This is a genomic window from Brevibacillus sp. YAE8 (assembly GCF_057543335.1).
In genome coordinates this window covers 1-26,030 of the sequence record NZ_BAAIYG010000040.1, presented here as the reverse complement: position 1 = coordinate 26,030, position 26,030 = coordinate 1, and the positions used below count along the sequence as shown (strand labels likewise).

Below are 26,030 nucleotides of genomic sequence, written 5' to 3'. Positions count from 1 at the left end.
GATGAGTCGTACGGTTTGAAGTTTGAATTCCCTGTCGTACTTTTTCGTCATGTTGGACACCTCGATTATGAACGCTTTTATTGTCGCACTCTCGATTCTCCGTGTCCAATGTAAAGTCTAGCATCAAGAGTTTACACAAAATATTTTACAGACTCCGGGCGCACGAAAAGGGATAGCCCTATAGCTGCTATCCCACTACTTATAAATCCCTAGACGTAAAAGGTGCATAAATTTTCATATTGATATATAATCTACTTTAATTTAAGATGCAGGTGGAACGTCTGTTAATACAGCTTCGACACTCCCATCCTGCTTAACGTCTGTAGAAATATCGGGCGGCACCGTTATGCTACTATCACCCACTCCATTCTCTACATTTGGGGTTATTGAATCGGGGTTAGTTGATTGAATTATATCAAGCGGAGGTAAAATAGTGGTATTTTGATTCTCCGACTGATCAACCTTGATTTTTTCACTTGATTGTTTTGATTGTAAATCATTATACGATTTGGTTGATTTAACAGAATCCGCTTCATCTGTTTTCTTTCTACGTGGCTTATTATTTGCTACATTCTCATTAGGGGCGTCTTGAATTGCATCATTGCTGAGTGTAGCAACTACGCTTTCAGTTAACCCCATCTCAGTCAAAAATGTACTACGAATTTGTTCCATGCTCTCTTTGGCAAGCACGGTGTATTTTCCGTTCCAAACCGCGCCGTTATCCAATACAAAAATAGAGGCAGAATTAATTCCTTTAATGTCAAATGCTAGTCCTTTAATTTGTTCTTTTGATAGATCCGTATGTATATGCTTTACACCTATATCCATCACATTAAGGATCTTGGTCAAACCTTCAAACGTGGTGATTTTATCAACCACGGCCTTAATTACTTCTTGCTGACGACGGTTACGATCAAAGTCGCTAGAATAGTATAACTCTCCACGGTTATCTTTACGATGGCGTACATAGCCTAATGCCTGTTCTCCATTTAATTTTTGTAATCCTGGAGATAAATTGATATGTGTATTGTCCTTAGGATCATCGTAAATAAGTTTCTTGTCTACATTAACATCGATTCCACCAATTTCGTCAATTACTGCTTTAAATCCCTCAAAGTCAACCGATACGTAGTGTTGAATCGGTATCCCCAGCATCTGTGTTAATATCTCCTTTGTCAGAGAAATACCATCTTTTTCAGGAATCTTATTATTACGTTCTGCCTTTCGACGCAGTGCTTCACCAGTTGCATAGACAGCATTTATTTTCTCATAATCACGGTCACCTGGGATTTTCACTCGTGTATCCCGTGGTATTGACACCATTGTTACTTTCATCGTCTTTGGATTTACAACGGCCACGATCATAACATCTGTGTTCATAGAACCTGTTTCTTTACGCGTATCTCGCCCTAAAATGACAAATGACAATGGCTTATCAGAATGATAAGTAGGATCTACTGTCTTTACAACAGAGGAGGTAGGATTCTCAGGACTTGTTACAGTTTCTAATGCGGAATCAATCTTCCAATAGACTGCCCCTGCTACTCCCCCAAAAATAAAAAGAACGAATAGACAAACTATTATTAGATTTCGTTTAAGTCTTCCGCATCGGCCAGATGATTTTTTCCTTGTTGTATTAGACTCGCATACGGTATCAATTTCCTTCATTGCGATCATTCTCCTTAGTATTGGCATATCATACAAACAGCGCGTTGGCCATATTAAGTTAGTTTACTATTCATACCCGAAACAATTTTCTTAATGACATATTTAGACAAAATTATATATTTTTTCCATATCATAATATCCATCTATGGTATTATATCACACTTTTGTCTGTAATTGTAGAATTTTTCACTACCCTTGCCAAACATTTGAACACTAGGTGTATTTGATAAGCAAAAAACTACAAAGTTCGGCAATCATTCGGTCAAAGCTTTGCCAAGCTAAATTAAATTTTATTAACGGTGGGAAAGAGCACTCCCAAGGTTATAGTTCTCTCAGTGAAGGCTACGATGTGAGCATGATGCACAAGACGGTCAATCAAGGCAGCGGTGAAACGGTTATCCCCGAAAACCGTTTCACTGGCTAAACTCAAATTTTAAAGTGACAGTAATCCATGCTGAATCCAACCTCATTCAGGAGAGGATGGATTCAGCATGGAAAAATTCCTGCAGCAACTATGGACAAAAGGAATCATGTCTTATCAGGGAAGTGGTCAAACGATGAAAGCCTGATGTGTCGAGCAAGGGCTGCCCATCTATCAGTTAAAATATTGGCTGTACAAGGTTCGTAAGACCACAGGTTCAGCACCATCCACTGCCATGTTCCGCCGCCAGACAGTTATCCCTCCCCCCGACAACGGAACCCTATCAGTTGTCGGTACAGGTTAGTTTCTCCCGTATTTCGGTACGTACCGGCCTAGAAAATCAAGCTTCATGAGGTACTTGCCGCGTTGAGCCCTGAATGCTAAATCTGCTAGGAACGTCGCAGGTGTATACTGCTTGTGGGACTACGGATTTGCGTAAATCGCTTGACGGTTTAGCCGTAATCATACAGGAATAGTTTTCACTTGATCCGCGTTCCACCGCATTGTTTGTGCGTTGTAACATGAGAAGGGACAAGCTTAAAGATCCTTCAGTGGGATCATTCTACGAGTACAAACGAACGCGGGGCGGAGCATCCGCGAAACTTCCCTGCGGGTTTCACGGTTATGGATATGCAGGTTACCACAAAGGCAAAGATTTGACGCTCGTTGGCTGCTAAGTACATGTTCGGCATAATTATGATGAAATGTTGAAAGATACACCACAAATCAAGGACAATCCGAATTGGTAACGACCCAAGGGTTGTGATTGCAACCAGCTTTTTGCGATTGAGCGTAAACTAAAAAAGCCATGTCGGAAGAACGTCAACGGGTGCGAGAAGAACAGAGTCGTCTCGTGTTAAACGCTTACCGTGCATGGCTGCACAAACAGAGAGCTCGAACCATGATTGGGCAGGCAATCACTTATACCTGGACCATTGAGGGAAATTTAACGATTTTCCTGAAGGCAACATCTGGGGCTAAAAAACAACCGCAGTGAACGTTCATCAAGTCATTTGTGATCGGAAGGAAAAACTGGCTTTTTTCGAATGCTCGACGGGGAGCGGCGGCGAGCGCTACCATTTACAGTGTAATCGAGACGGCGAAAGAACATGGGCTGCTTCCGTTCCCGGACCTTCAGTACCTGTCCGAACAATCGCCACAGCTTTCGGATATTCATGGAGGCAAAGGAACTGGAGCGGTTTATGTTTGAGGTCATCCTCGCTTCTAGATACCTGCTGAGTTCCTTAATCTCCATCTATTATACGCTGGCTCTCATTTGACTACTAGGTGGGGTCTATTTGACGGTTACGGAAGTTCATCCTTTAGGTCGCTATTAAAACTTCTCCGTTAATTACTTTCTTCAAATCATCAATAGTTAATATATCATTTATACTTATTATCGTTAAGTCATTGTCAACGAGCATAACTGTAGGTACTTTACTTATTAGATAATTTTCAAAAACTACTGCGGAGTGTATATAATGAACATTTTCGGGTATTTGCAGTGTATTATTAAACGGCTGTTTTGATATTACTAATATTCGAATGCTGTCATTAAGTTTCTTGATTAAACCCAATTCGGGTATTAGACTTTTACATGTCCCACATGATTCCTGAGCAAATAAAAGTAATGTGGTACCGTTATGTTCTGATAACTTAATCGTAGTCCCATATTGATCTTTTTCTCGAAACTGAGGTGCCTTACTACCAACTCTAAGACTATTAAGAGTAACTCCCTTATTCGTTAAACGAATCCGATTCAAAAATTCAGCAACCATTTTGGCTAGAAAATAAAGGAACCCCATTTGAATAAATACTACTACCCAAAGTAATACATTTGATGTAATAACTATATTTTCCACTTTGATCCTCCTACCGGTATGTTTCGATTCACGTATTCAACGATACAACATTTTCACATCGATCCAATGCCGTCAGACAACTTGGCTTGTATAGTTGTTTATATTCGATTGGATAGCCGTTTTCGTTGCATAAAAATCACCCTCTGTCTTCTGATACCAGCTTAACAAGATATGAAGGGGGGAGACTCAAAGTCCAAATTTTGGGGCGCCAGAGTCTCCATTTCGTGAAAATGTAGCATAAGATGCAATATCTAAAATCATCAAACTAATATAGATTTAGATTCTAAGCTAAATGAATATTATTCAAATAGTCTCTGCGCCTGCGTGTTTATTGATGACATTAATTTACTAGTTGTTACTACTAATAAAGTTAGCCACGATATAAGAATTATCATAATCACACTTATCTCTAACCAATTTCCACGTATTAATACGTTTTCAATATTTCCAAATACGAATGGTTTAAACCATAGCCAAATTATTAATAACAATAAAAAAATATTTCTTATAACTAGTTTCCATGAAAGGTTATGTGTACCCAAAACCCCCCCACAGCCACAAGATATCTCATTTCGACCTCGTACAAGATTTATTGTTATTGCTACACTGTATACCACCAGTAATGTAAATGCTGTTAATAATGTAAAATATTTATACACACCCAGATATAATCCAATGCCGCACATAATTTCAATGGTAATTAAAAAAAAGGCAACATATGGAATGATACTATTTGGGATAAGCCGGTATTCTTTGATAACTTGCGAATGTTCGTGTATGTTCTTAATTTTCATATAACCTGCTGTCAAAAGAATGGTTCCTACAATACTCCTCATATATAGGGTTATCTCTTCCACTAGACAACCTCCATTTCTTTTTCTTGATACCACTCAGCTTGAGAAGTGTACATTTTTTGATATTCTCCATTCAACTTGACTAACTCCTCGTGAGTGCCATATTCAACAATTTCTCCGTTTTTCATGACAATAATTCGATCTGCGAATTTCGTTGAAGCCATCCGATGAGAAATATAAATGACTGTTTTACCTTGTGTAATATTATTGAAAGATTCAAATATATCCATCTCTGCCATTGGATCAAGAGCGGCTGTAGGCTCATCTAATATTATTATAGGACTATCCCGAAGCATCGCCCTCGCTATTGCTATTTTTTGCCACTCCCCACCAGATAAATCTTCTCCATCTTTTATTGTTTTTCCTAAGTAGGTATCATATTTTTCCTGAAATCTATTTACAAACTTATCTACGCCACTTATTCTAGCAGCTTCTATTAGACGATTATTGTCGGTTAACTCTATATCTCCAAATAATATATTTTCTTTAACAGTTAACGAGTATCTAACAAAGTCTTGAAATATAACCGAGATCTTCTTTTTCAATTCATCACTTTTTATTTTTTCTATATTTTCACCGCCGATTAAGATACTGCCTTTAGTGACAGGTAACAATCCACAGAGGCACATAATTAATGTTGATTTTCCTGATCCATTATGTCCAACTATTGCTATCTTTTCTCCAGAAGCTATATCAAGTGAAATATTCTTTAGAATAAGTCTTGGATTATCTGGATACGAAAATGACACATTTTTAAAACTAATAGTGAGATCGGTGGTCTCTGGAAAATCTAATGTCCCATTTGTTACGTCAATTAGATCGTTGTGGAAAAACTTTACAAATTCTTCAATATGTAATAGATTCTCAAATTGCGATCCAATTACGTTATATACTTGTTTTGCAGATGATTGAAAGCCTTGTATAGCTTGGGTAATAGCGACAAACTCTCCGATGCTTAGTCCACCATTTATCGCTAACCAAATCATAGTTAATGACACTCCGCAATAAAATAATGCTAATAATGTATCTATTCCGTATTCAGTTAACTTTTGTTTTTGTAATAGCCGTATTGTTAAAGTACTATTTTCTAAGTATTTTGCAGACCATTTTCCCAAAAAATATTCTGCCAAATTAAATAAACGTATTTCTTTTGCTGCATATCGTTCACGCAATAGATAACTATAATATTGGATTTCTCGTGTTAATGGTGTTTGTTTTGATACTAGTTTGAATTTCTCTTTTCCACTTTTTAAATTAAAAAACAAATATGGAGTTGAGAATAAAACACATGCAACAACAATAATCCAATGAATCGAGAGTAAGAATATGAGTAATGACACAACACTTAGAATTGCTTCAATAAGAGAGAACCATCCTTTTACGAAGCTTACTATATGACCAGTCCCAAAGTTTACTTTAACAGAACGATTATAGAATTCTTGATTGTTAAAGTATATAAACGGCACTTCTGAATTTCTTTTTAATATCTGGTATTGAAGGGAATGATTCAATCTAATTTCAAATTTCCGATCAAAAACTTCTTTCCATTTAGTTAAAGCCAAAAATGAAACTGTAATTAAAAGTTGAAAAATCAGTAGGATTAAAACTAATGTTACATTTTGAGATGTATTTTGAATTAAATTTGACACTTCATTAATCAGATTCTTTGAAATGTTGAGGAAAAGTAGCGGCATTAATCCGCTTATTGCGCTAAATATTAAAGTGAATATTACCCACCGTTTTTCATTTTCCCAAATAAATTTTAAAATATAAGATTTACTCATGATTTACTACATCCTTTACGTATTAATTGATCTCGAATCACTGTTAATAAAACAGTTTCAATTAATACGTTGCCTTTTGAATCCACCAAAAAAAATGTAGGAAGTCCATCAACACCCAATTTCTCCAACAGTTCTTCTGACATAGGATATATTTCTGCTTCCTCACCAAACTTACTTATAAAATTTTGATATGCGTCTTGATCGCTCGTTTCTGCTAAGCAGATAAAAGGGGTATTTAGTTCGCGGCTTAATTCTAATAAATCAATAAACTCGGTGTAACATGGAGCACAAGTAGGAGATGCAAACATTACAATAGTAACTTCGTTCTTTTGTATTTTTGAAATCGCTTCTATATCGGCTAACGATTTATTCGTATTAAATTTCGTAATGGTTTTTTCAGTCCTTTTGGGCAGTCTTGATAATTCAAAAGAAAGATATTTAAATTTTCTATATGTAAACAAAATTGCAAACAAAATCAAAAAAGACGCAAGGAGAAGTAATAACATCTTTTCACTCCAAATCAAGGTAGTACAGGTATGATAGATTGCGACTATTCGCGATCTATCATACCTGTTTATTTTTTTTGTGCTTTATATTAAATTTTACCAATTGCAGCAATGATCCGATTCATAGATATCGCAAACCATCGTAGGATCATTAACATCAACATAGTATTCCCAAACTACTTTTTTCGGTACGCACAAACTATGAAAAGTTGGTGACTTACATTTAAACGTTATTTTTGTACTTCGGCAATCTGGATCGACCATAGGTTCAATACCCAACATTTTTTTGAACATATTGATATCCCCACCTTTATTCGATTTTATTACATAATATGGAACTTTGGTGTAATATTGCTCTTCTACCAATCGCAACAATGATTAGATTCATAGATATCACAAACCATCGTAGAATCATTAACATCAACGTAGTATTCCCAAACCACTTTTTTTGTTGGACAAACTTCTAATGCTATAGTTGAAGTCGGTCTCTTACATTTAAACGTTACTTTCATACTTCGACAATCTGGATCAACCATAACACCTAACATTTTTTGTAAAAAACTCATATTCACACCTCTTTTGTAAAAAAATGACTACTACTGTATATTAACCTATTTTTGGTTATTGTCAATATTTTTGGTAAAAATCTCTATTTTGGTTCGATCTTAAAATGATTACTTGACTGTTTAGCTATCAATACGATTGTGTACATTTGATGAGAGAGCCTGCATTAGAAGTAGAAGGACTAAGATTTCGTGTGAAGTACTGACGACGCTGAAAGGGCTTAATGTGATTTTGGTGATTGGCATTCGGAGAAAACACACACTGATCCAAGTAGGGTAAGTTTGAGTTGAATCCATGACAACCGCTTTGGACGCAGGAGGAGGAAGTCCAGATGTTGCTTAGCAAAAAGCCATAGCTCCGCTGGCTTTCGACAGGTTCAGTCCTTCAGTGGATTCCTGTGTATAGATATGACCTTTCTTGATGGCGAAGTCGTCGTAAAATGGAAGAGAGCGAGACAATGCTATTGACTATATGATGAAGCAGGGGAAAGGAACAGCCAGAATGGATGCGAGAAGAGCTGCATACAAGGATTCTGTGTTAAAATATGTAAAAAGCACTCAGGCTAAAAGCCCGTACAAACACGGATACAGGAGGGACAACATGCAGTGGGAAACCTTGCCTGGATGGTCTTGGGAGATCTATTACCTGTTTTTCCTCATAACAGCAGGGACAGCCGTCTTCCGCCTCGCGCGCAGCAAAAGCAGGCGGATGTCTGTTGCAGCCATGCTCTTGGCGCTTGTGATTCCGCTCGTAAGTCTATGGAACAGCATCGGCAGGGCAGAAGGCACGAATGAGTACGAGCATTTTGTCATGGAGCTGTTGCAAGGCTCCCTTTGGGCTTTATTTGTATTCGCTGGCTACGTGTTTTTGTTTGCATGGTGGGCTATGCTCTTGCGTAACAAAAAGCCCAGTGTGCAGTGAGGTACACGAGCCATCTGTCCGAATAGCATGTGTGAGGACAGATGGCAGAATTGCGAAAAAGAGAAGGTACTCGACTGACGACCCTCAGGTAGCGAATATGCCGCGCGTTGGGGACTGCCCATTATAAAAAACGCCTGCGCAGCATCAGCCGATGAGTGCGCAGGCGTTAGACAATGGCCGGGACGGCAGCAGGCTTTGCACACGGGCGCAGTCTGCGGCTGCCAGCAGCGAGGAGGAGGCAGGACAGGATGCGCCGTCCAGTATGGCGGCTTTTTTGGCGTGACTGCTTTTTGCCGCGCGTCCGGCTTCTACTGCACCTGTGCTTCCGTCCCCCGATTAACGAATGACAAGAGCTTGTTCCCTGCATGAATGGCAGCCTGAATGATGTAGCCAGTCGTGAACGACAGCACGATCGTCCCGTAGTAAATCGGGCCGTCGAGCAAAAAGCTCAAGGTGAGAAACAGGCAGGCAAGCGAAATTTCCGTCCGGCGAAACGTCCATTTCATCCGCTTGGAGATTACGAGCACGAAAGCTTCCTGCGGTGCTGTGCACACCTGCGTGCACACGTACAGTCCGATGCCGCTGCCGATGCACAGGTTGCCGAGCACCATGGTCAAAAGCGGCGGCAGCGAGCGGATGCCGGCCATCAGGGCGTCAATCGAGCCGATCAGGTCGACAAAGACAGAGATCAGCACCATCACGGCAACGGCGCCCATCGTAATGTAGCTGCGATCCATGAAAAAGACGATGCAGACAAAGGCGAAGTTAATCGCGAACATCCAGAAGCCGATGGATACGCCGAAGTTTTGAAACAAGGCAATAAACAGAGAGTCATAAGGGCTGAGGCCAAACGAGGTAATCGTCGTCATCATGTTGATGCCGAGCGCAAGAATCAGCAGACCTGTGACAAACAGGACGTATTCGAATTTGAAGCGAAACACGAACAGCACGACTCCTTTCATCTACCATTGGCAACAGGATAATGTGTGGAACGCTTTTCAGAGCAAGAAAAAAATGTGCCGGACATGCCTTCCAGTCTTTTTGCTTTCGCACTGCATGTTTTTCAACTGGAGAAAAGGACGCGTTTCCCGTTACTATGGAAGAGAGAATCACGGATTCGAAAAAACAGAGGGGTAATCAGGCTTGGCTAACATTCGAGAAATTGCGAGACTGGCGGGGGTATCCGTCTCCACCGTGTCGCGTGTATTAAACAACCATCCGTATGTCAGCGAACAAAAACGAGCAGAAATCATGCGGATCATCAAGGAGCGAAACTACGTGCAGAACAGCAACGCCGTCCACCTGTCGACCGGAAAAACAATGGTGGTCGGCGTGACGCTTCCGCTCGTCAACAATCAATATTACAGCTCGATCATCGAAGGGATCGCCGCCGAAGCAGCCCGGCACCAGTACAACCTGATGGTGTGCCAGACCAATAACAGTTCCGAGCAGGAGCAGAGCATTTTGCGCCTGCTGAAAAACAAGAAAATGGACGGCCTCATCATGTGCTCCCGGGCCAATGGCTGCGAAACGATTGACGAGTACGCCCAATACGGCCCGATCATCACCTGCGAGGCAAACGAGACAGCTTTCGTATCGAGCGTTCATATCGACCATTATCAGACCTTTCGGATCGGGATGGAGTATTTGCTCGGCAAAGGACACCGGAAAATCGGCTATTGCATAGGCAGAAAAAACAGCTTCAACAGCCAGCACCGCAAACGGGCCTACCATGACATGCTTCGATCGGCAGACGTAACGCCCGCACCTGACTGGGCTTTTGAAAACTGTCTGACCGTGCAGGACGGCAAAGACATCGCTGACCGCATCTGGCAAATGAAGGAGCGGCCTTCTGCATTGATCGTCTCCTGCAATCACATCGCGGCGGGGATCGTCAAGGAAGCGGGCAGACTGGGACTGCGCGTCCCCGAAGACCTGGCGATTGTCGGCTGTGACGATCAGCCGGTCGGCGAGCTGCTGGAGATCACCACAGTATCAAGCCCGAGCAGCTTGATGGGGAAATACGCCTTTGAAATGCTGTACGACAGAATTCTCCACCAGCACAAAGAAAAAGAAGAGAAGGAGCTGCCCCCGCTTCTGGTAGAGAGGGGGACGACGTGACGTCTGGCGGGACAGGCATCCCGCCGAAACAAGATTTACACAAATTTGCAGATCATTCACACGCCATCCACTCCTGCTTTATATCCGTTTGCTAGAGTGTAGATGACAGGGTAAACGGACAGGAGGCGGAGGATGGATGGAAGTACGGATTGAATGTGCCAAAAAAGAGGATTTTGCCGAGATGATTACGCTGGCCGACCTGACGTTGCCGGATCGCATGAACCTGCACGAGCTGAAAAAATATATGGAGCTGTTTCCCGAGCTGATTTTCAAGGCGACAATCCATGACCAGCTCATCGGCTTCAGTTGTGCGGGCATTGACATGTACCAGACGACGGGCTGGCTGTTGTTCAGCAATGTCCGCAAAGAATATCAGGGACAAGGCATCGGCAAACGGCTGATTGAAGCCAGATTGCAAGCCCTGCGCCGATTTGCCACACTGCGCACCGTTTTGGTCACAGTGAGCGAGACGAACCAGTCCTCCCTTCGCGCGCTGGCGGCTTACGGTTTTCGTCTGTCTCGCGCCGAACAGGACTATTACGGCCCTGGGAAGCATCGGCATGTACTGGAGCTGCCTGTCTGGCCCATGGCCTGCTCTCCGACAGATAGTCCGGGCTGGAAAGAGGACGTCAGTGTATAAGTGAGTTTTCAGAATACAAAAAGCGGATCATGCGGGTGATGGACAAGCAGGCAGGAAAAGCCGGGCGCAAATGGAAGGAGATAGAACGAAGTGAAACGACGTTTGTGCATCATCGCCTGCGGCGCGAAAAAAATATGGGATGTCCACCCGGAGGCGGGAGCGACAGAGGCGCAGTACGTTTATCAAAGCGCGTTTCATAAAGCGAGCCAGGCGTATGCCCGGACGTTTTTTTCCGAGTGGGCGATTTTGTCTGCCAAGCACGGCTTTTTGCTGCCGCATGATACGGTGCCGGAAAACTACGATGTGGCTTTTGGCACGAAAAACCCGGAGATCATCGCGCTCGACCGCCTGATGCGACAAGCGCGGGACAAGCAGCTCGACGGGGTGGAGGAAGTGGTCATGCTGGGCGGAAAGAAGTTCAGGAAGATCATTCACGCCGTGTTTGGCGCAGACAAAAGCAGCTTTCCGCTCGCGGATTGCCAAGGCATCGGCTTTATGCTGCAAAAGCTGAACCAGGCTGTGGCGAACAGACAGGAAATCGGAAAGGGATGAGAGGATGGACGGACTCCAGCAGTATTTGTACAAAATCAGGCTTGTTCCGCGGCTGCTCGACCCGGCGAACTGGACGGACAAAGAGCACGAGATCGTCGGAGAGCATTTTCGCTATTTGCAAAAGCTGCTCGCAGACAACAGGCTGATCCTCGCGGGCCGCACGCAAAACATGGACGAGACGACGTTTGGCATTGCGATTTTTCTCGCGGAATCAGAGGAAGCGGCCAGACGCGTCATGGAAAACGATCCGGCTGTCCGGCAAAACGTGATGACAGCCGAGCTGTACCCGTACCGCGTCGCCTTGTACAACAGCGAGTGGGAATAGAAGTGAACATAGACGAAGAGCCTGTGCGAGAAAAACGCATCAGGCTCTTTTTGTACAGGGAAGACTCTAGTTCGAATAAGGGCGACAACGCTGCGCCAACGGCTTGGCGCAGCCCAGTTTTTTTGCTGCGCCGATGTTCGTTACTGCCCGATGATGATCCGCTCTTTCGGGTGGTGGTAGCGCACGATCCGGTCGTCGCGCTTGAGGAACAAGAGCAGGTTGATAATCCCGACACGCCCGATCATCATGGTGATAATCAGGATGAGCTTGCCGGGCGTTCCCAGATGTGCAGTAACTCCGGTAGACAATCCGGTCGTACCAAAAGCGGAGCATACTTCAAACAAAATGTGCTGGAACGGCAAATCCTCCAGCCAGACGAGCAAGATGACAGCCATGAACACGAGGACGATCGCGATGAAAAAGACGACGAACGAGCGCATGATGTCTTCGTCCACCAGCTCCCGGCCGAATACTTTCACGTCTTTGTAGCCGCGCATGTTGGCAAACACAGTTGCGATCAGGACAAAAAACGTCGTCGTCCGAATCCCCCCGCCCACGCTGCTTGGCGATGCGCCAATAAACATCATCGCAGACAGCATGAACAGCGTAGGGGTGGAAAACAGGCTGATGTCCATAGTGGACAAGCCGCCGCTCCGCGAAGAAACGGAGTGGAACAACGAGTAGAACAGCGATTCGTGCCACGTTTTATCGAGCAGAAAATGCTGGCGCTCGAAAACGTAAATGAGTACAGCCCCGGCCACCACCAAGGAAAAGAACGTGAGCGTCGTAATCTTGGTAAACAGCGAAAAGGTAAAGCGCGCCTTGGCCCGGCGATAGGAGAAGTACGTGCGCAGCTCGACGAGTACGGGAAAGCCGATCGCCCCGCAAATAATCAGCAGCATGACGGTCAGTTGAAACACGTAGTCGTGCGTGTAGTCCAGCATGGAATTGCCGTGCAGGTCGAAGCCCGCGTTCGTAAAGGCGCTGACCGAGGCAAAGTAGCCGTGATAAAATGCTTCGTACCAATCGGTGTAATAGCCCGCAATCAAGAAGTGCGCGCCCAGCAGCACGGTTCCGATCAGCTCGATGATGAGCGCCATGACGAGAATGTTGCGCATCAGGTTGACCAGTCCGGACAACGTGGAGCGATTGTGGTCGGTCGCAATCCAGATGCGCTGCTCCAGGCCGATTTGTTTGCCCATCAGCATCCAAATAAATGTCCCGAGCGTCATAATCCCGATCCCGCCCACCTGAAAGAGCAGCGTCAAAAACAAAATGCCCCACTGGTTGAACACTTCGTGAATCGTAATCACGGTCAGCCCGGTGACGCTGATCGCACTCGCTGCGGTAAAGAGGGCGTCGATGAACGAAAGCGACACGCCCTGGTTATGAAATAACGGCAGCCACAAGATAACCCCAGAGACCAGAATCAGCGTAACGTAGGAAAACACAATAATTTGAACGGAAGTCAAGCGACGTTTTTGATTCGAAGATAACAAAATGAATGGCCTCCCGAATAAACTTCATGAAGGTAATCATACCAAAAAAAGTTAGAGAGCAAAAATGCTTTGTATCTTTTACGGGAGGCAAAGGATCTGGAATCGATTCGCGTCCATGCGTGCAGCAAAAAATAATTTGTTGACAATTCCGGCAAATCAGTGGTAGAGTTCAGAATGTATTATTTGGAAAACGAAAATTTTACGGAAAGGTGGGTCTGTCATGAAAAGCAGTGTAATGAACAAAATGCACAACTGCATACATGACGTAACCCTCCCTTTGATGCACGCAGTGTAGTTTTTCCCAACTCCATCAAACGGCGCAGGTTACGGTTTTTGTAGCCTGCGCTTTTTTATTTGATTCTTTTGATTCAGATAAAAAGGCATGTTGCCCCAGCGGCGATATGCCTTTTTTCGCCTCCAAAAAGAGGACGCCCGGTTGAGACGAGAGGAGAGAGCGGCAGATGTTTTCGGTTTTAACAAAGCTGGACTGGTTTTTCAAGGAGCATTGGAAGCGTTACACGGCAGCGATTCTGTTGCTGATCCTGGGCGGCATCATGGAAATTATCCCGCCGAAAATCATCGGGGTGGCCATCGACGAAATGCAGTTGGGGACATTGACGGGCGAGCGGCTTTGGCACATTTTGCTGTTTTACGTGGGGCTTGCTGTCGCGACGTATTTCGTCAACTTCGTCTGGATTTACAAGCTGTTCGGGGGAGCTTTTCTGGCGGAGCGGACGCTTCGTTCCAAGCTGATGACGCACTTTTTGCGCATGACGCCGACTTTTTATCAGCGCAATCGCACCGGGGACTTGATGGCCCGGGCAACGAACGACCTGAAGGCTGTTTCGATGACGACAGGCTTCGGCATCCTCACACTGGTCGACTCGGCCAGCTTCACAGGCGTCATCATTTTGACGATGGGCTTTTTTATCAGTTGGAAGCTGACGCTGGCGGCGATTCTTCCGTTGCCATTCATGGCGTATGCGATCAACCAGTACGGCAAAAAAATTCACGAGCGCTTTTCCCGCGCGCAGGATTCGTTTGGCGAGCTGAACGACCGCGTGCTGGAATCCGTCGCAGGCGTCAGGGTGATTCGCGCCTACGTCCAGGAGACGGCGGACCAGAAGCGGTTTGCGGACAAAACAGGTGAGGTGTACCAAAAAAATATCGAAGTAGCCAAGGTCGACTCGCTAATTGAACCGACCGTGAAAATTTTGGTGGGCATCAGCTACATGATCGGGCTGATCTACGGCGGCTATCTGGTGTTCCGGCAGGAGCTGACGCTGGGGGAGCTGGTGTCGTTCAACGTCTACCTGGGGATGCTGATTTGGCCGATGTTCGCCATTGGGGAGCTGATTAACGTCTTGCAGCGGGGAAGCGCCTCGCTCGATCGCGTCAACGAGACACTGGCGTACGAAGCGGACGTGACCAATCGCGAGCGTCCGGCGCAGCTTGCGGTTCCAGAGACGATTCGCTTCGAGCGGGTGAGCTTTCGCTATCCGGGGACTGCCCAGGATCAGTTGCAGGACGTTTCTTTTACTTTGCACCGCTCGCAAACACTTGGCATCGTCGGGCGAACCGGCAGCGGCAAGTCGACCCTGCTTAGGCAGTTGCTGCGGGAGTTTCCGCTCGGGAGAGGTACGATTACCATCAACGGGGTCCCGCTGGATGAGATCGAGCTGGACAACATCAAAAGCTGGATCGGCTACGTGCCGCAAGAGCAGATTTTGTTCTCCAGGACCGTTCGGGAAAACGTTTTGTTCGGGAGAAAGGACGGCAGCGAGGAACAGTTGCAAAACGCGCTTAGGCTGGCGGCGTTCGCGAAAGACGTGCCGTTTTTGCCGGAGGGACTCGATACGCTGGTCGGGGAAAAAGGCGTGGCGCTGTCAGGCGGGCAAAAGCAGCGGGTGTCGATTGCCCGGGCGTTGATGATCGACCCGGAAATCCTGATTCTCGACGATGCGATGTCAGCCGTTGACGGCAAGACAGAAGCGGAAATGATCGCCAACATCCGCCGGGAGCGGGCAGGCAAAACGACGCTGATTGCGACTCACCGCCTGTCTGCTGTCGCCCATGCCGACTGGATTCTCGTCATGGACGAAGGCAAGGTGGTCGAGGAGGGAACGCATGAACAGCTCCTGTTGCGCGGCGGCTGGTACAAGGAACAGTTTGAAAAGCAGCAAATAGAAGCACAGTTGACAGAAGGCGGGTGAATGGATGAGTACGGGAAAAAGGCTGTTTCGGTATGCATGGTTATTTAAAAAGACGATCGTGCTCGCTCTCTTGATGCTGTCCGTTGCTGTAGGCGCGGAGCTGACAGGGCCGTTTTTGGCGAAAAAAATGATCGACACGCACATACTCGGCATTGAATTTCCGTGGTACGAGACCGGGCAACGGGCAGATTCCGTCTTGTACCGGGGGAAGTGGTACACGCGGGAGGATCACTTGGCGGCAGGCGAGAGCAAAGGCCAGGAAGTGCGAATTTTGCAGGTCGGACGCGACTATTACTTCATCGACCAGCCGCTTGCTTTTGACGGGCAGCGAACGGTCGCCGACGGAAAGCTGACGATTGAAAGCGGCTCCCGGCAGGCGGTCTATCCGGCCGTGCCGCTCAGCAATCAGGAGCTGTTCGCATTTTTTGGCCCGGAGACGAGCGGCTTGCTCGTCCTGGCAGCCGCTTATCTCGGTTTGCTGGTGGCTGCCGGACTTTTTCATTACGGTCAAAAGTATTTGCTGCAAAAATCGGCCAATCTGGTGATTCGCAAGCTGCGCATGGACGTGTTCGCCCATATTCAGCGGCTGCCGATTACGTACTTTGACAACCTGCCTGCGGGGAAAGTCGTCGCCCGCGTGACGAACGACACCGAGGCGATTCGCGAGCTGTTTGCTAATGTGCTCGCGTCCTTTTTCACCAGCGGGATTTACTTGATCGGGATTTTCATTGCGCTGTTTGTGCTCGATGTCCGCTTGGCGCTCGTCTGTCTGGCGATTTTGCCGATCATGGCGGTCTGGATCGTCTATTACCGCAAACGCGCCTCTGCCTTCAACCACGTCATTCGCGCGCGCATCAGCGACATTAACGGAATGATTAACGAATCAATCCAGGGAATGCCGATCATCCAGGCGTTTCGCAGGGAAAAAGAGACGATGCGGGAATTTGGCGAACTGAACGAAGAGCTGTTCACCTACCAAAACAAAATGTTGCGGCTCAACGCCACCGCTTCCTTCAATCTGGTGCAGCTCGTGCGCAACGCGGCGTTTGTGTTGTTCATCTGGTATTTCGGCGGCGCCTCTCTCGGGGTGGGCACGCTGTTTTCGCTTGGTGTCCTGTACGCGTTTGTCGATTACCTCAATCGCCTGTTTCAGCCGATTACGCAAATTGTGAATCAACTGGCAAACCTGGAGCAGTCGCTGGTGGCCGCGCACCGCGTGTTCGAGCTGCTCGACGAGGAAGGGATCGAGGTCGATTCGGGCAAAATTCCGCGCTATCAGGGCAGCGTCCGGTTTCACGACGTTTCTTTTGCCTATCAGGACGACCAGTACGTGCTGAAAAACATTTCGTTCGAGGCGTGGCCGGGAGAAACGGTAGCACTGGTCGGGCACACCGGCTCGGGGAAAAGCTCGATCATCAACCTGCTGTTCCGCTTTTACGACGTCAGCAGCGGGACGATCACCATTGACGGGCAGAACGTCATGGATGTGCCCAAGCAGCACATTCGCCAGCATATGGCGATCGTGTTGCAGGACCCGTTTTTGTTCACCGGGACGATCCGCTCCAATGTGAGCCTGGACGATCCGGCGATTTCCGCGGAAAAAGTGGAGAAGGCGCTTTGCGACGTCGGGGCAGATCAGCTTCTGCGCACTTTGCCGCGCGGCTTCGACGAGCCTGTCATCGAAAAGGGCAGCACGCTCTCGCTCGGACAGCGCCAGTTGATCTCGTTTGCCCGGGCGCTGGCGTTCGACCCGGCGATTCTCGTCCTGGACGAAGCGACAGCCAACATTGATACCGAGACGGAAGGAATCATCCAAAATGCGCTGGAAGTGCTGAAAAAAGGCAGAACGACATTCATCATCGCCCACCGGCTGTCGACGATTAAAAATGCCGATCAGATTCTGGTGCTGGATCGGGGCAGAATTGTCGAGCGAGGTAGGCACGAGGAGCTGATGGAGAAGCGCGGCAAGTATTATCAAATGTATCAGTTGCAGCACGGACAAAAGGAAACGCAGACGCTGGTTGGCAACGCTCCGCAACTGGATGGTTCGCCAGCCTGAGCAAAGAAAAAAGCTGCCTTGCCTGAATGCGTCCCCCACTGTGTCTAGCATGAGGGGGCGCTTCAACGGCAAAGGCAGCTTTTTTGGTTAAGATCGTGCCTGGTTCAAGTCGCTGCTACAAAATGAAGAAGTAGATGACAGCAGCAAGCGCGATGCGGTACAGGGCAAACGGAACGAGTTTGATCCGGTTAATCAGCTTCAGGAAGAAGCGGATTGCCAGCAAGGCAAACAAAAAGGCGCTGATAAAGCCGACGATGAAAAACGGCAAGGAATCGGCGGTGATGTACTGCCAATGCTTCAACAGCGACAAAAAGCTGGCGCCCGCCATGACGGGAACCGCCATGATAAACGTAAAGTCCGATGCCGCTCTGTGGCTGAGTCCCAGCAGCACGCCGCCGGAAATCGTCGAACCGGAGCGGGAAAATCCGGGCCACAAGGCGATGCATTGAAACAGCCCGATCAAAAGTGCCTGCTTGTACGTCATCTGGTCAACGGTTGTGACCTTCGGGCGGCCCGGTCGGAACCAGTCGGCGGCGATCATCAGGAGCGCCCCGGCGACAAGCCCGATCAGCACCGTATGGATGGAGAACAGGTACTCGTCAATGTAGTCTTCAAAAATCAAGCCGAGCACAGCGGCAGGCAAAAGCCCGACGATCACTTGCGAGAGGCGCAGCTTGTGGCCGGGGCCGTTGCCGTCCGGCGACATTTTTTTCAAGCCCAGCAAACTCAAAAAACGGTCTTTGAACACGATCACGGCAGCGAGGATCGAGCCGAGCTGAATGACGACCTTGAACGTGTTGGCTACTTCAGAAGAAAACAGCTCTTTTGAATGCAGCAAAGTATCGTCGACGATAATCATGTGCCCGGTCGAAGAGACGGGCGCAAATTCAGTCAGACCTTCTACAAGACCGAGCACGAAGGCCACGAAAATGTTCCACAAATCCATATGTACTCACCTTTCCGATTGCGTGCTGTATGTTTTTATTTTGGTGCGTTGCGTAATTGCTCGAAAAGCCCGTGAGTCGATCGGAATCGTCGCCATGCGATCTTGGCATGCATTCACGGCAACAAGCGTTCTTCTATAAACGAACTATCCTTACTTTGCCAATAGTTTACGAGCTATGTCAATAGCAATATTGTTTGCGGATTTCGTTTTCGCCAGGTTTGTTACCGCTTTGATACCAATCGGGACAGACTACTCTTTTCGCCTGCCGAGCGGTATGATAGAACAAACAGCTTTTTCACCAACAGGAGGTTCGAGCATGCCACATCTCATCGTTCGCGGCATACAGGCCGAGCAAATGGCAACCATCAGCGAGCCGCTGACAGAGGAGCTTGCCGCTTTGTGCCAGTGCGGGACAGACAATTTCACTATCGAATGCTTGCAGACGACAGGCGTTTTTGGCGGAAAGGTAGTAGAGTCGTTTCCGTTTATCGAGGTCGGCTGGTTTGAGCGAGGCCAGGAAACACGCGACCAGTTTGCCAAGATCGTGACCAAACACGTCCTCTCGCTCGGCATACCGGAAGTAGAGATGGCTTTTGTCGCCTATCAAAAAGAAAGCTATTATGCCAACGGCGAGCATTTCTAACAAAGAGACGACAACCGCTGTCGATTTCCCGGGAAAAGAAAAGACGATTCGACAGCAACAAGTTTCGCATCATGAAAAGGAATGCGCATAAAAAGGGTGTTCCATCCGCAGGCACGAGACGGATGGGGCCCCTTTTTTTGTACAGATAAAGATTTATAAGATTCTTCTCCAGTATAAGGGCAACTAAGGCTGCGCCAAAGGCTTGGCGCAGCCAAGTTTTCTCCTTACAGGGCGCTGGAAAATACATGTCACAAACACGAGTGGCCGATTGTTATTCATAGTGAAGGGAGGGCCGGAAGGTGGAAAAAGCGGAAATAGAATTGCTGCTTCAGGACATAAAGGAGCCGATCAAGGCAAAATCACGGTAGAAGTGGGGATGGCAGAAGTTGGCGTCAAGGTTGGGTCCAATGCGGACGGTGTGGAAAAAGTGCTGCTCGGCAGCAACGAAGCGGTGCTCATGACGTATAAAAAGGAAAACAAACCCGATTTTTACTGGATTGTCTGGGTGAAAAACGGAAGCGACCTGGAGTACAGCGTTCGCGCGCAGGGAGAGACTGTTTCCAAGCAAGAACTAATTAAGATCGCCAAACAATTGAACGAAGCGAAGTAACGAGCAGCACGCATTCACGCGGGATGCACAGTTTTAGGAGAATGGCAAAAAGCCCAACAAAGAGCGCAAGGCTACTTTGTCGGGCTTTCCGCATGTCTGATCGGAGCTTTTTTCGCGACCAACTGCTGCAATGTCTTCCAGTTAATCATGACGATTCCGGCGATAATCGCGATGCCGCCTGCGAGCGAAGACAGGTAGAGCGGCTCCTGGTACAAAGCGACCCCGAGCGCGAGCGCAATCAGCGGCGAAATATACAGCCATGTAGAAGGAAAGACGGGATTCGTTTTCGCCACCAGCCAGTAAAAGATGGTGTGCCCCATCATCGAGCCGACGAAAATCAAGTAAAGCAGCGAGAGGACGGCCTGGGGTGACAGCAGAAACTCCATGTGCACCTGCTCGGTAAAAGCGGAGGCGATGAGCAGCAGGATGCCGCCGTACATCATCTGCGCAGCGTTTAACGTGATCGGCGACACGTCCTTGAACTGTTGGGAAACGCGGCGGGAATAGACGGCGCCCGCGGAATAAAACACTTGGCCGAACAGGACCGCAATACAGCCAGCGACCCAGAGCATGCTGAACGAAAAGGTCAGCCCAGGCAAAAGCAGCAGAATGACCCCGCCAAATCCGATAAGGCAGCCTGCCCAGGAGCTTGCGGACAGCTTTTGCCGCGACAGCCCTGTTTGCAGCAGCATGACCATCAGCGGAGCGGTAGCCGACAGGACCGCCGCGATGCCCGAGCTTAGATGCTGCTCTGCCCAATACAAGGTGGCAAACACGCCAAACGTCAGGCATATGCCAGTGAAAACCATCTCTTTGCGGAGCAGGATGGAGAGGGGCGCTTGCTTTTTCCAGGCCATGACCGCAAACAAGATCAGGCCAGCAAGAAAAAAGCGAATCCCCGCCGAGAAAAAGGGCGGCGCTCCCGCGTCGATCCCGACTTTAATGGCTAAAAATGTCGTCCCGAAGATCAGGCACATCGCGATATAATTGGCAAATACCATGGTGATTCCTCCTTTTCCCCATCTTACAGGGAGAGGAACAGAACAGATGAACGCGAATAGAACAGATACAGAGGCTGTCAGCTACGATGGAAGAGGAAGGGGAGGGCCAGCATGAAAAGACAAGGGTTGTCCGGCGTTCATGCCGATAAGCTGTTTGAGCAGGTCTACGACTATTTGCTGGAAGGCATCAGGCGCGGGGACTGGAAAACGCATGACAAGCTCCCGTCCGTCCGGGCGCTGGCGCTGGAGCTGAATGTGCATCGCCTGACCGTGTTCAAGGCGTACCAACTGCTCAAGCAAAACGGATACGTGTACGTCAAGGATAAATCGGGCTATTTCGTTCAGCCGAGCGGGCTATTGCCGGAAAGCTCATGGAACGACCCGATTGTGTCTGCTTACGTGCAAAAAAGCCACCTGTCGGAAATTCACCAGGTGCAGGCGACCTACCAGTTTTCCAAGGCGCTGATCGACCCGAACCTGTTGCCGAATCTGTATTTTTCGGAATACGTGAAGAGAGTGTTTGACCTGTATCCGAAAGTGCTGGGCACGTACTCGACCACGCAGGGAGATCAGGAGCTGCGCGAGGCTTTGTGCCGCTACTATACGGAGCGGTTTCGCTTTTATTTGACCCCTGACGAGCTGATGGTCACGTCCGGCTCGCAGGAAGCGATCGACCTGGTTGCCCGCGTTCTCGTCAAGCCGCGAGACGTGGTCTTGCTGGAGCGGCCCACCTACAGCCCGGCTATTGATGTTTTTCTCAGACAAGGCGCGAAAATTGTCCCGGTCGAGATTCGGCAGCACGGCTATGATCTGGAGCAGGTGGAGCGGCTCATGCAGACGCACAAGCCGCGGCTGTTTTATCTCAACCCGACGTTTCACAATCCGACGGGCTTCACGGTTCCGCGCGAACAGCGCAAGCGGCTGGTGGAGCTGGCGGAAAAATACCAGTGCCTGCTGATTGAGGACGATCCGTGCCGCGATCTGTACTTTGCCCAAGAGCCGCCCTTGCCGTTTTTTGCCTATGACACGGCCGGGTACGTCATCTACTTGCGGAGCTTCAGCAAATACGTGGCTCCCGGCCTCGGCATCGGAACGATCGCCTGCCGCCCTTCGCTCATGGCGTACCTGCTCAGCGCGAAGGCATTGTCCGACAGCGGAACGCCGTTATTGAACCAAAAAATCTTTTTGCACTATTTCTTTTCCGAACGGATGCAGCAGCATTTGCAAAAGCTGCGCACGGCGCTCGCCATTCGCCGGGACATCATGGAGGAGGAACTGGCTGCGACGGACTGGGAATGGAGCCGCCCGACTGGCGGATTCAACCTGTGGATCAAGCTGCCGGACTCGACCCCGATGGAAAAGCTGCTGGGCACGTGCGTGGAGCAATCGATTACGTTTGTGCCCGGTACGATTTGCGATCCGCAACGAGAGTTTGCCACGTGGATTCGGCTCAGCTATTCGTATTTGAATGAGCAGCAGCTTAGGGAGGGGATCAGGAAGTTTGTGGGGCAGGTTCGGGTTTTGATGGGAGCCGCAGATGCATAGTACGTGCTCCGTTTGTGTCGCTGTGGGGCAGCTTTTGGCTATAAAAAAACAGGCTCCGCTCAAAGGGAGTCTGTTTTTCGTGTTTCGCGCCGCGATATCGCGCTGCGTCTAGGAAAGACTTCTATTCAATTCCCGCAACTCTTCGCTGGTCAAATTGCGCCATTGGCCCAGCTTCAAATTGCCCAGCCTGATGTTCATGATGCGCACGCGTTGAAGCTGGCGCACCTGGTAGCCGAACGCCTGGCACATCCGCCGGATTTGCCTGTTCAGCCCTTGCGTCAGGACGATGTTGAAGACGCGGTCGCTCACTTTGGTGACTTTGCAACGCTTGGTCACGGTTCCGAGTATGCGCACGCCGTTTGCCATGCCGTGCAAAAAGTTGGCGGTCACGGGCTTGTCGACGGTGACGATGTACTCTTTTTCGTGATTGTTTTCCGCCCGCAAAATCTTGTTCACGATGTCGCCGTCGTTGGTCAGCAGGATGAGGCCCTGGGAGTCCTTGTCCAACCTGCCGATGGGGAAAATCCGCTCCGGGTGGTTGACGAAGTCGATGATGTTGCCTTTGACGTGCAACTCGGTGGTGCAAGTGATGCCGACAGGCTTGTTCAGGGCAATGTAGACGCTTTTTTTCTTCTCGCCGAGCGGCTTGCCGTCGATGCGCACGTCGTCGCCGGGCGCGACGGTGCTCCCCAGTGCGGCAGGTGCGCCGTTGATGGTCACGCGCTTGGCTTCGACCAGTTTGTCTGCTTCGCGGCGCGAGCAAATGCCCGTTTCGCTGATGAACTTGTTAATTCGCATGGGTGGTTCCTTTCGCTAGTTGCTGCTGTTTTTCCAAGAGCTTGTTTCTCCACGGCAAAGCCAGCTCCTCGACTTCCAGCATGTGCGCAATCGTCTCCTCCGTAAGAGACTGGTTGTGGAAGTACAGATGGTGGATGGAAGCGACCGTTACGCGCTTGGGATGAGGCTCAAGCAGCGTGACCGCAGAGTCTGGCCTGATCGTGCCTTCCTGCAGGACGCGGAAAAAGTAGCCGGTGTAGCCCATTTCCACGACAGCTTTGAGCAGGAGGTTGTTGTTGTTTCGCTTGTTGATCGTCGCACAGGGAAATCTGCCCTGGGACACTTGAAGAATCGTCTCCCCGATTTGGTACACATCTCCGACGCATACTTGCTCTTCCGTCATGCCCGAAAGCGTCAGATTCTCGCCAAAAGCGGATGGCGTCAAGGGCTGGCCAAATCGCTTTTCCCAATGGGTGTAATGCTCGGAAGGATACGCGCAGACGACGCGATCCGGTCCGCCGTGATAGGCGTGATTCGCTACGTCGTCATCGTCGATTTTGGCGGAGCGGACGACAAGTTCGTCAGCCTCTTCCTTCCAAATGCCGGAGAGGAAGTCTTTGCCGTTGTAACTGATGTTTTTGGGCAATCCTTTACATAAAGAAACGATTTTTGGGTCGGACATGTTTTCTTCCACTCCTGGGCGCGCGTTTGGTTTTTTATATTCCATACTATCACATATTTCTTCCCAAGCTCCACCGCAGATGGGCACGGGCGGCAGCTTCTGGTAAGATGTTGGAAAGGAATCCACAGGAGGCTTATGCGATATGCAATCATTTGGTGTGGCATTGCACACAGATAAATATCAGATCAACATGATGTACGCGCATTGGGTAAACGGGACGCACAACCAGCGAGTAGTGTTCGAAGCGTATTTCCGCAAGCTGCCTTTTGGCAACGGCTACGCTGTTTCTGCCGGGTTGGAGCGAATTGTTCATTATATTAAAAATTTGCGTTTTGAAGAAAGCGACCTGCAATATTTGCGGGAGCAGGAGGAGAATTACGATCCGGGCTTTTTGGAGGAGCTGCGCAACCTGCGCTTCCAAGGCTCGCTCTACTCCGTCAAGGAAGGCACGATGGTGTTCCCGAACGAGCCGCTGATCCGCGTGGAAGGCCGCGTCATGGAGGCGCAGCTCGTGGAAACCGCCCTGTTGAACTACATGAACTACCAGACGTTGATTGCGACCAAAGCTTCCCGGATCAAAAACGTGGCTGGCGACGACGTCCTGATGGAGTTCGGCACGAGACGGGCGCAGGAAGCAGACGCAGCCTTGTGGGGAACGAGAGCGGCGTATTTGGCCGGCTTTGACGCCACATCCAACATGCTCGCGGGAAAAATGTTCGGCATCCCGACAAAAGGAACGCACGCGCACTCGTGGGTGCAGAGCTTCGAGGACGAGGAAGAAGCATTCCAGCGCTTTGCTGATGCCTTGCCAAACCAGGTGACCCTGCTCGTGGACACGTACGACACGCTGAAAAGCGGTGTCCCCCATGCGATCTCCGTAGGGAAAAAGCTGGAGCAGGAAGGCAAAAAGCTGACTGCTGTGCGGCTCGACAGCGGCGACCTCGCCTATTTGTCGACGAAGACGCGCGAGATGCTGGACAAAGCGGGGCTTACCGACGTGAAAATCGTCGCCTCCAACGACCTCGATGAGCACACGATTATGAATCTGAAAGTCCAGGGCGCGAAGGTCGATAGCTGGGGAGTGGGGACACAGCTCATTACGGCTGCGGATCAGCCGACGCTCGGCGGCGTGTACAAACTCGTAGCGCGCCAGGACGCGAACGGGGTGTACCAGCCGACGATCAAGATTTCGTCCAATCCGGAAAAAGTGACGACTCCCGGCATCAAGGACATGTACCGACTGATCGATCCCGATACGGGCAAAGCGATTGCCGACTACTTGTGCTTCCCGGAGGAAACGACCATTGCCGAAGGCGCTCCGGTCAACCTGTTCAACCCGATCCACCCGTATTTGAACAAGCGGGTGACCCGCTACAAGGCAGAAGCGTTGCTGATCCCGGTGTTTGTCGACGGCGAGCTGGTGTATCAGTTGCCGAAGCTGGAGGAGATTCGCAGCTACCATCGCGAGCAGCTCAAGCAGTTCTGGCCGGAGTATTTGCGGATGCTCAACCCCGAGCACTATCGCCTGCATGTGAGCGAGGAAATATGGGAGACCAAAACCAAGCTGATGCAGGCTTATATGAAAAAATAAAGCGGGAACGCCTGCTGTGTCGCGAAGATGCAGCAGGCGTTTTTTCATACAAACGCACAAATGACACAATAATGTGAAAAAATCAAAAATAAATTGTCTGAATTTATCTGTTTCATATATGAGCACTTTGCATAATTCCATTTTCGAGAAAAAGACAACAGATTTATATGGCCTGTGGTTGGTTTCAATGTCGTGATGTGATGGCTTTGGAAAAATGGGCAGACCTGCAGAATTTTCGTCTATGCT

Annotated in this window: 22 protein-coding genes and 2 pseudogenes; 12 read left to right on the top strand and 12 right to left on the bottom strand. The window is 48.6% G+C overall.

Features of this window, described 5'->3' with window-relative positions:
- Nucleotides 1-261: 261 nt before the first annotated feature.
- Nucleotides 262-1,668, bottom strand: coding sequence for an LCP family protein (locus AC27IT_RS25955; RefSeq protein ID WP_283858707.1), 1,407 nt, complete (start codon nucleotides 1,666-1,668; stop codon nucleotides 262-264).
- A 293-nt stretch (nucleotides 1,669-1,961) separates the two neighbouring features.
- A pseudogene (locus tag AC27IT_RS25950) lies at nucleotides 1,962-2,111 on the bottom strand (ATP-binding protein); the annotation flags it as partial.
- 955 nt (nucleotides 2,112-3,066) lie between these two features.
- On the opposite strand from AC27IT_RS25950, the pseudogene AC27IT_RS25945 reads away from it, so the two are divergent.
- Nucleotides 3,067-3,215, top strand: a pseudogene (locus tag AC27IT_RS25945) (IS66 family transposase); the annotation flags it as partial.
- Nucleotides 3,216-3,411: 196 nt separating this feature from the next.
- On the opposite strand, the gene AC27IT_RS25940 reads toward AC27IT_RS25945, so the two are convergent.
- The 4 genes from AC27IT_RS25940 to AC27IT_RS25925 all read right to left on the bottom strand — a co-directional run bounded on the left by AC27IT_RS25940 (nucleotide 3,412) and on the right by AC27IT_RS25925 (nucleotide 7,095).
- On the bottom strand, nucleotides 3,412-3,951 hold the full coding sequence (locus AC27IT_RS25940) for a TlpA family protein disulfide reductase (protein ID WP_025845582.1): 540 nt from the start codon (nucleotides 3,949-3,951) through the stop codon (nucleotides 3,412-3,414).
- Nucleotides 3,952-4,250: 299 nt separating this feature from the next.
- Entirely contained in the window at nucleotides 4,251-4,808 is a 558-nt protein-coding gene (locus tag AC27IT_RS25935; RefSeq protein WP_051556841.1) for a MauE/DoxX family redox-associated membrane protein, read from the bottom strand.
- Complete coding sequence (locus tag AC27IT_RS25930) at nucleotides 4,808-6,589, bottom strand: ABC transporter ATP-binding protein (RefSeq protein WP_025845577.1); 1,782 nt, start codon at nucleotides 6,587-6,589, stop codon at nucleotides 4,808-4,810. Before AC27IT_RS25930 ends, AC27IT_RS25935 begins: the two co-directional genes overlap by 1 nt.
- Complete coding sequence (locus AC27IT_RS25925; protein WP_283858708.1) at nucleotides 6,586-7,095, bottom strand: TlpA family protein disulfide reductase; 510 nt, start codon at nucleotides 7,093-7,095, stop codon at nucleotides 6,586-6,588. Before AC27IT_RS25925 ends, AC27IT_RS25930 begins: the two co-directional genes overlap by 4 nt.
- A gap of 1,164 nt (nucleotides 7,096-8,259) precedes the next feature.
- Here AC27IT_RS25925 and AC27IT_RS25920 point away from each other — a divergent pair.
- Complete coding sequence (locus AC27IT_RS25920; protein WP_487092178.1) at nucleotides 8,260-8,580, top strand: hypothetical protein; 321 nt, start codon at nucleotides 8,260-8,262, stop codon at nucleotides 8,578-8,580.
- A gap of 308 nt (nucleotides 8,581-8,888) precedes the next feature.
- On the opposite strand, the gene AC27IT_RS25915 is transcribed toward AC27IT_RS25920, so the two are convergent.
- The gene (locus AC27IT_RS25915; protein WP_007777074.1) at nucleotides 8,889-9,521 is read right to left on the bottom strand and encodes a YczE/YyaS/YitT family protein; all 633 of its coding nucleotides are present in this window, start codon (nucleotides 9,519-9,521) and stop codon (nucleotides 8,889-8,891) included.
- Between the two features lie 202 nt (nucleotides 9,522-9,723).
- Between AC27IT_RS25915 and AC27IT_RS25910 the strand changes: the two genes are divergently transcribed.
- The 4 genes from AC27IT_RS25910 (at nucleotide 9,724) to AC27IT_RS25895 (ending at nucleotide 12,218) form a co-directional block, all read left to right on the top strand.
- Nucleotides 9,724-10,701, top strand: a complete 978-nt coding sequence (locus tag AC27IT_RS25910; protein WP_429781875.1) for a LacI family DNA-binding transcriptional regulator — start codon at nucleotides 9,724-9,726, stop codon at nucleotides 10,699-10,701.
- 136 nt (nucleotides 10,702-10,837) lie between these two features.
- Nucleotides 10,838-11,341 carry a GNAT family N-acetyltransferase gene (locus AC27IT_RS25905; protein ID WP_007777065.1) on the top strand — a complete coding sequence of 168 codons (504 nt, stop codon included), beginning with the start codon at nucleotides 10,838-10,840 and terminating at the stop codon, nucleotides 11,339-11,341.
- A gap of 90 nt (nucleotides 11,342-11,431) precedes the next feature.
- Nucleotides 11,432-11,893, top strand: a complete 462-nt coding sequence (locus AC27IT_RS25900; RefSeq protein WP_122952955.1) for a DUF6884 domain-containing protein — start codon at nucleotides 11,432-11,434, stop codon at nucleotides 11,891-11,893.
- Nucleotides 11,894-11,897: 4 nt separating this feature from the next.
- On the top strand, nucleotides 11,898-12,218 hold the full coding sequence (locus AC27IT_RS25895) for a YciI family protein (RefSeq protein ID WP_005832150.1): 321 nt from the start codon (nucleotides 11,898-11,900) through the stop codon (nucleotides 12,216-12,218).
- A 140-nt stretch (nucleotides 12,219-12,358) separates the two neighbouring features.
- Here AC27IT_RS25895 and AC27IT_RS25890 read toward each other — a convergent pair whose 3' ends face one another.
- Nucleotides 12,359-13,717: a TrkH family potassium uptake protein gene (locus tag AC27IT_RS25890; protein WP_026558214.1), complete on the bottom strand. Its 1,359-nt coding sequence runs from the start codon at nucleotides 13,715-13,717 to the stop codon at nucleotides 12,359-12,361.
- A gap of 461 nt (nucleotides 13,718-14,178) precedes the next feature.
- Here AC27IT_RS25890 and AC27IT_RS25885 point away from each other — a divergent pair, with 461 nt between their 5' ends.
- Nucleotides 14,179-15,930 (top strand): ABC transporter ATP-binding protein, encoded by a 1,752-nt coding sequence (locus AC27IT_RS25885; protein ID WP_309479703.1) that lies wholly within the window; start codon nucleotides 14,179-14,181, stop codon nucleotides 15,928-15,930.
- A gap of 4 nt (nucleotides 15,931-15,934) precedes the next feature.
- Nucleotides 15,935-17,989 carry an ABC transporter ATP-binding protein gene (locus AC27IT_RS25880; protein WP_487092176.1) on the top strand — a complete coding sequence of 685 codons (2,055 nt, stop codon included), beginning with the start codon at nucleotides 15,935-15,937 and terminating at the stop codon, nucleotides 17,987-17,989.
- 115 nt (nucleotides 17,990-18,104) lie between these two features.
- On the opposite strand, the gene AC27IT_RS25875 is transcribed toward AC27IT_RS25880, so the two are convergent.
- A complete protein-coding gene (locus AC27IT_RS25875) occupies nucleotides 18,105-18,935 on the bottom strand; it encodes an undecaprenyl-diphosphate phosphatase (protein ID WP_005832143.1) in 831 nt (276 codons plus the stop codon).
- Nucleotides 18,936-19,251: 316 nt separating this feature from the next.
- Between AC27IT_RS25875 and AC27IT_RS25870 the strand changes: the two genes are divergently transcribed.
- Together AC27IT_RS25870 and AC27IT_RS25865 are read left to right on the top strand one after the other, a co-directional pair.
- Nucleotides 19,252-19,578: a DUF1904 family protein gene (locus AC27IT_RS25870; RefSeq protein WP_005832141.1), complete on the top strand. Its 327-nt coding sequence runs from the start codon at nucleotides 19,252-19,254 to the stop codon at nucleotides 19,576-19,578.
- Between the two features lie 268 nt (nucleotides 19,579-19,846).
- Entirely contained in the window at nucleotides 19,847-20,188 is a 342-nt protein-coding gene (locus tag AC27IT_RS25865; protein WP_286085901.1) for a DUF4367 domain-containing protein, read from the top strand.
- A 71-nt stretch (nucleotides 20,189-20,259) separates the two neighbouring features.
- On the opposite strand, the gene AC27IT_RS25860 is transcribed toward AC27IT_RS25865, so the two are convergent.
- Entirely contained in the window at nucleotides 20,260-21,189 is a 930-nt protein-coding gene (locus AC27IT_RS25860) for a DMT family transporter (RefSeq protein WP_005832137.1), read from the bottom strand.
- Nucleotides 21,190-21,300: 111 nt separating this feature from the next.
- Here AC27IT_RS25860 and AC27IT_RS25855 point away from each other — a divergent pair, with 111 nt between their 5' ends.
- Complete coding sequence (locus AC27IT_RS25855) at nucleotides 21,301-22,734, top strand: aminotransferase-like domain-containing protein (RefSeq protein WP_283858717.1); 1,434 nt, start codon at nucleotides 21,301-21,303, stop codon at nucleotides 22,732-22,734.
- Nucleotides 22,735-22,842: 108 nt separating this feature from the next.
- Here AC27IT_RS25855 and rluF read toward each other — a convergent pair whose 3' ends face one another.
- Both rluF and AC27IT_RS25845 read right to left on the bottom strand, forming a co-directional pair.
- On the bottom strand, nucleotides 22,843-23,532 hold the full coding sequence (rluF, locus tag AC27IT_RS25850; protein WP_283858718.1) for a 23S rRNA pseudouridine(2604) synthase RluF: 690 nt from the start codon (nucleotides 23,530-23,532) through the stop codon (nucleotides 22,843-22,845).
- The gene (locus AC27IT_RS25845) at nucleotides 23,522-24,193 is read right to left on the bottom strand and encodes an MOSC domain-containing protein (RefSeq protein WP_007777044.1); all 672 of its coding nucleotides are present in this window, start codon (nucleotides 24,191-24,193) and stop codon (nucleotides 23,522-23,524) included. Before AC27IT_RS25845 ends, rluF begins: the two co-directional genes overlap by 11 nt.
- Before the next feature lie 142 nt (nucleotides 24,194-24,335).
- Here AC27IT_RS25845 and AC27IT_RS25840 point away from each other — a divergent pair, with 142 nt between their 5' ends.
- Complete coding sequence (locus tag AC27IT_RS25840; protein WP_283858719.1) at nucleotides 24,336-25,784, top strand: nicotinate phosphoribosyltransferase; 1,449 nt, start codon at nucleotides 24,336-24,338, stop codon at nucleotides 25,782-25,784.
- The last annotated feature ends 246 nt before the right edge of the window (nucleotides 25,785-26,030 follow it).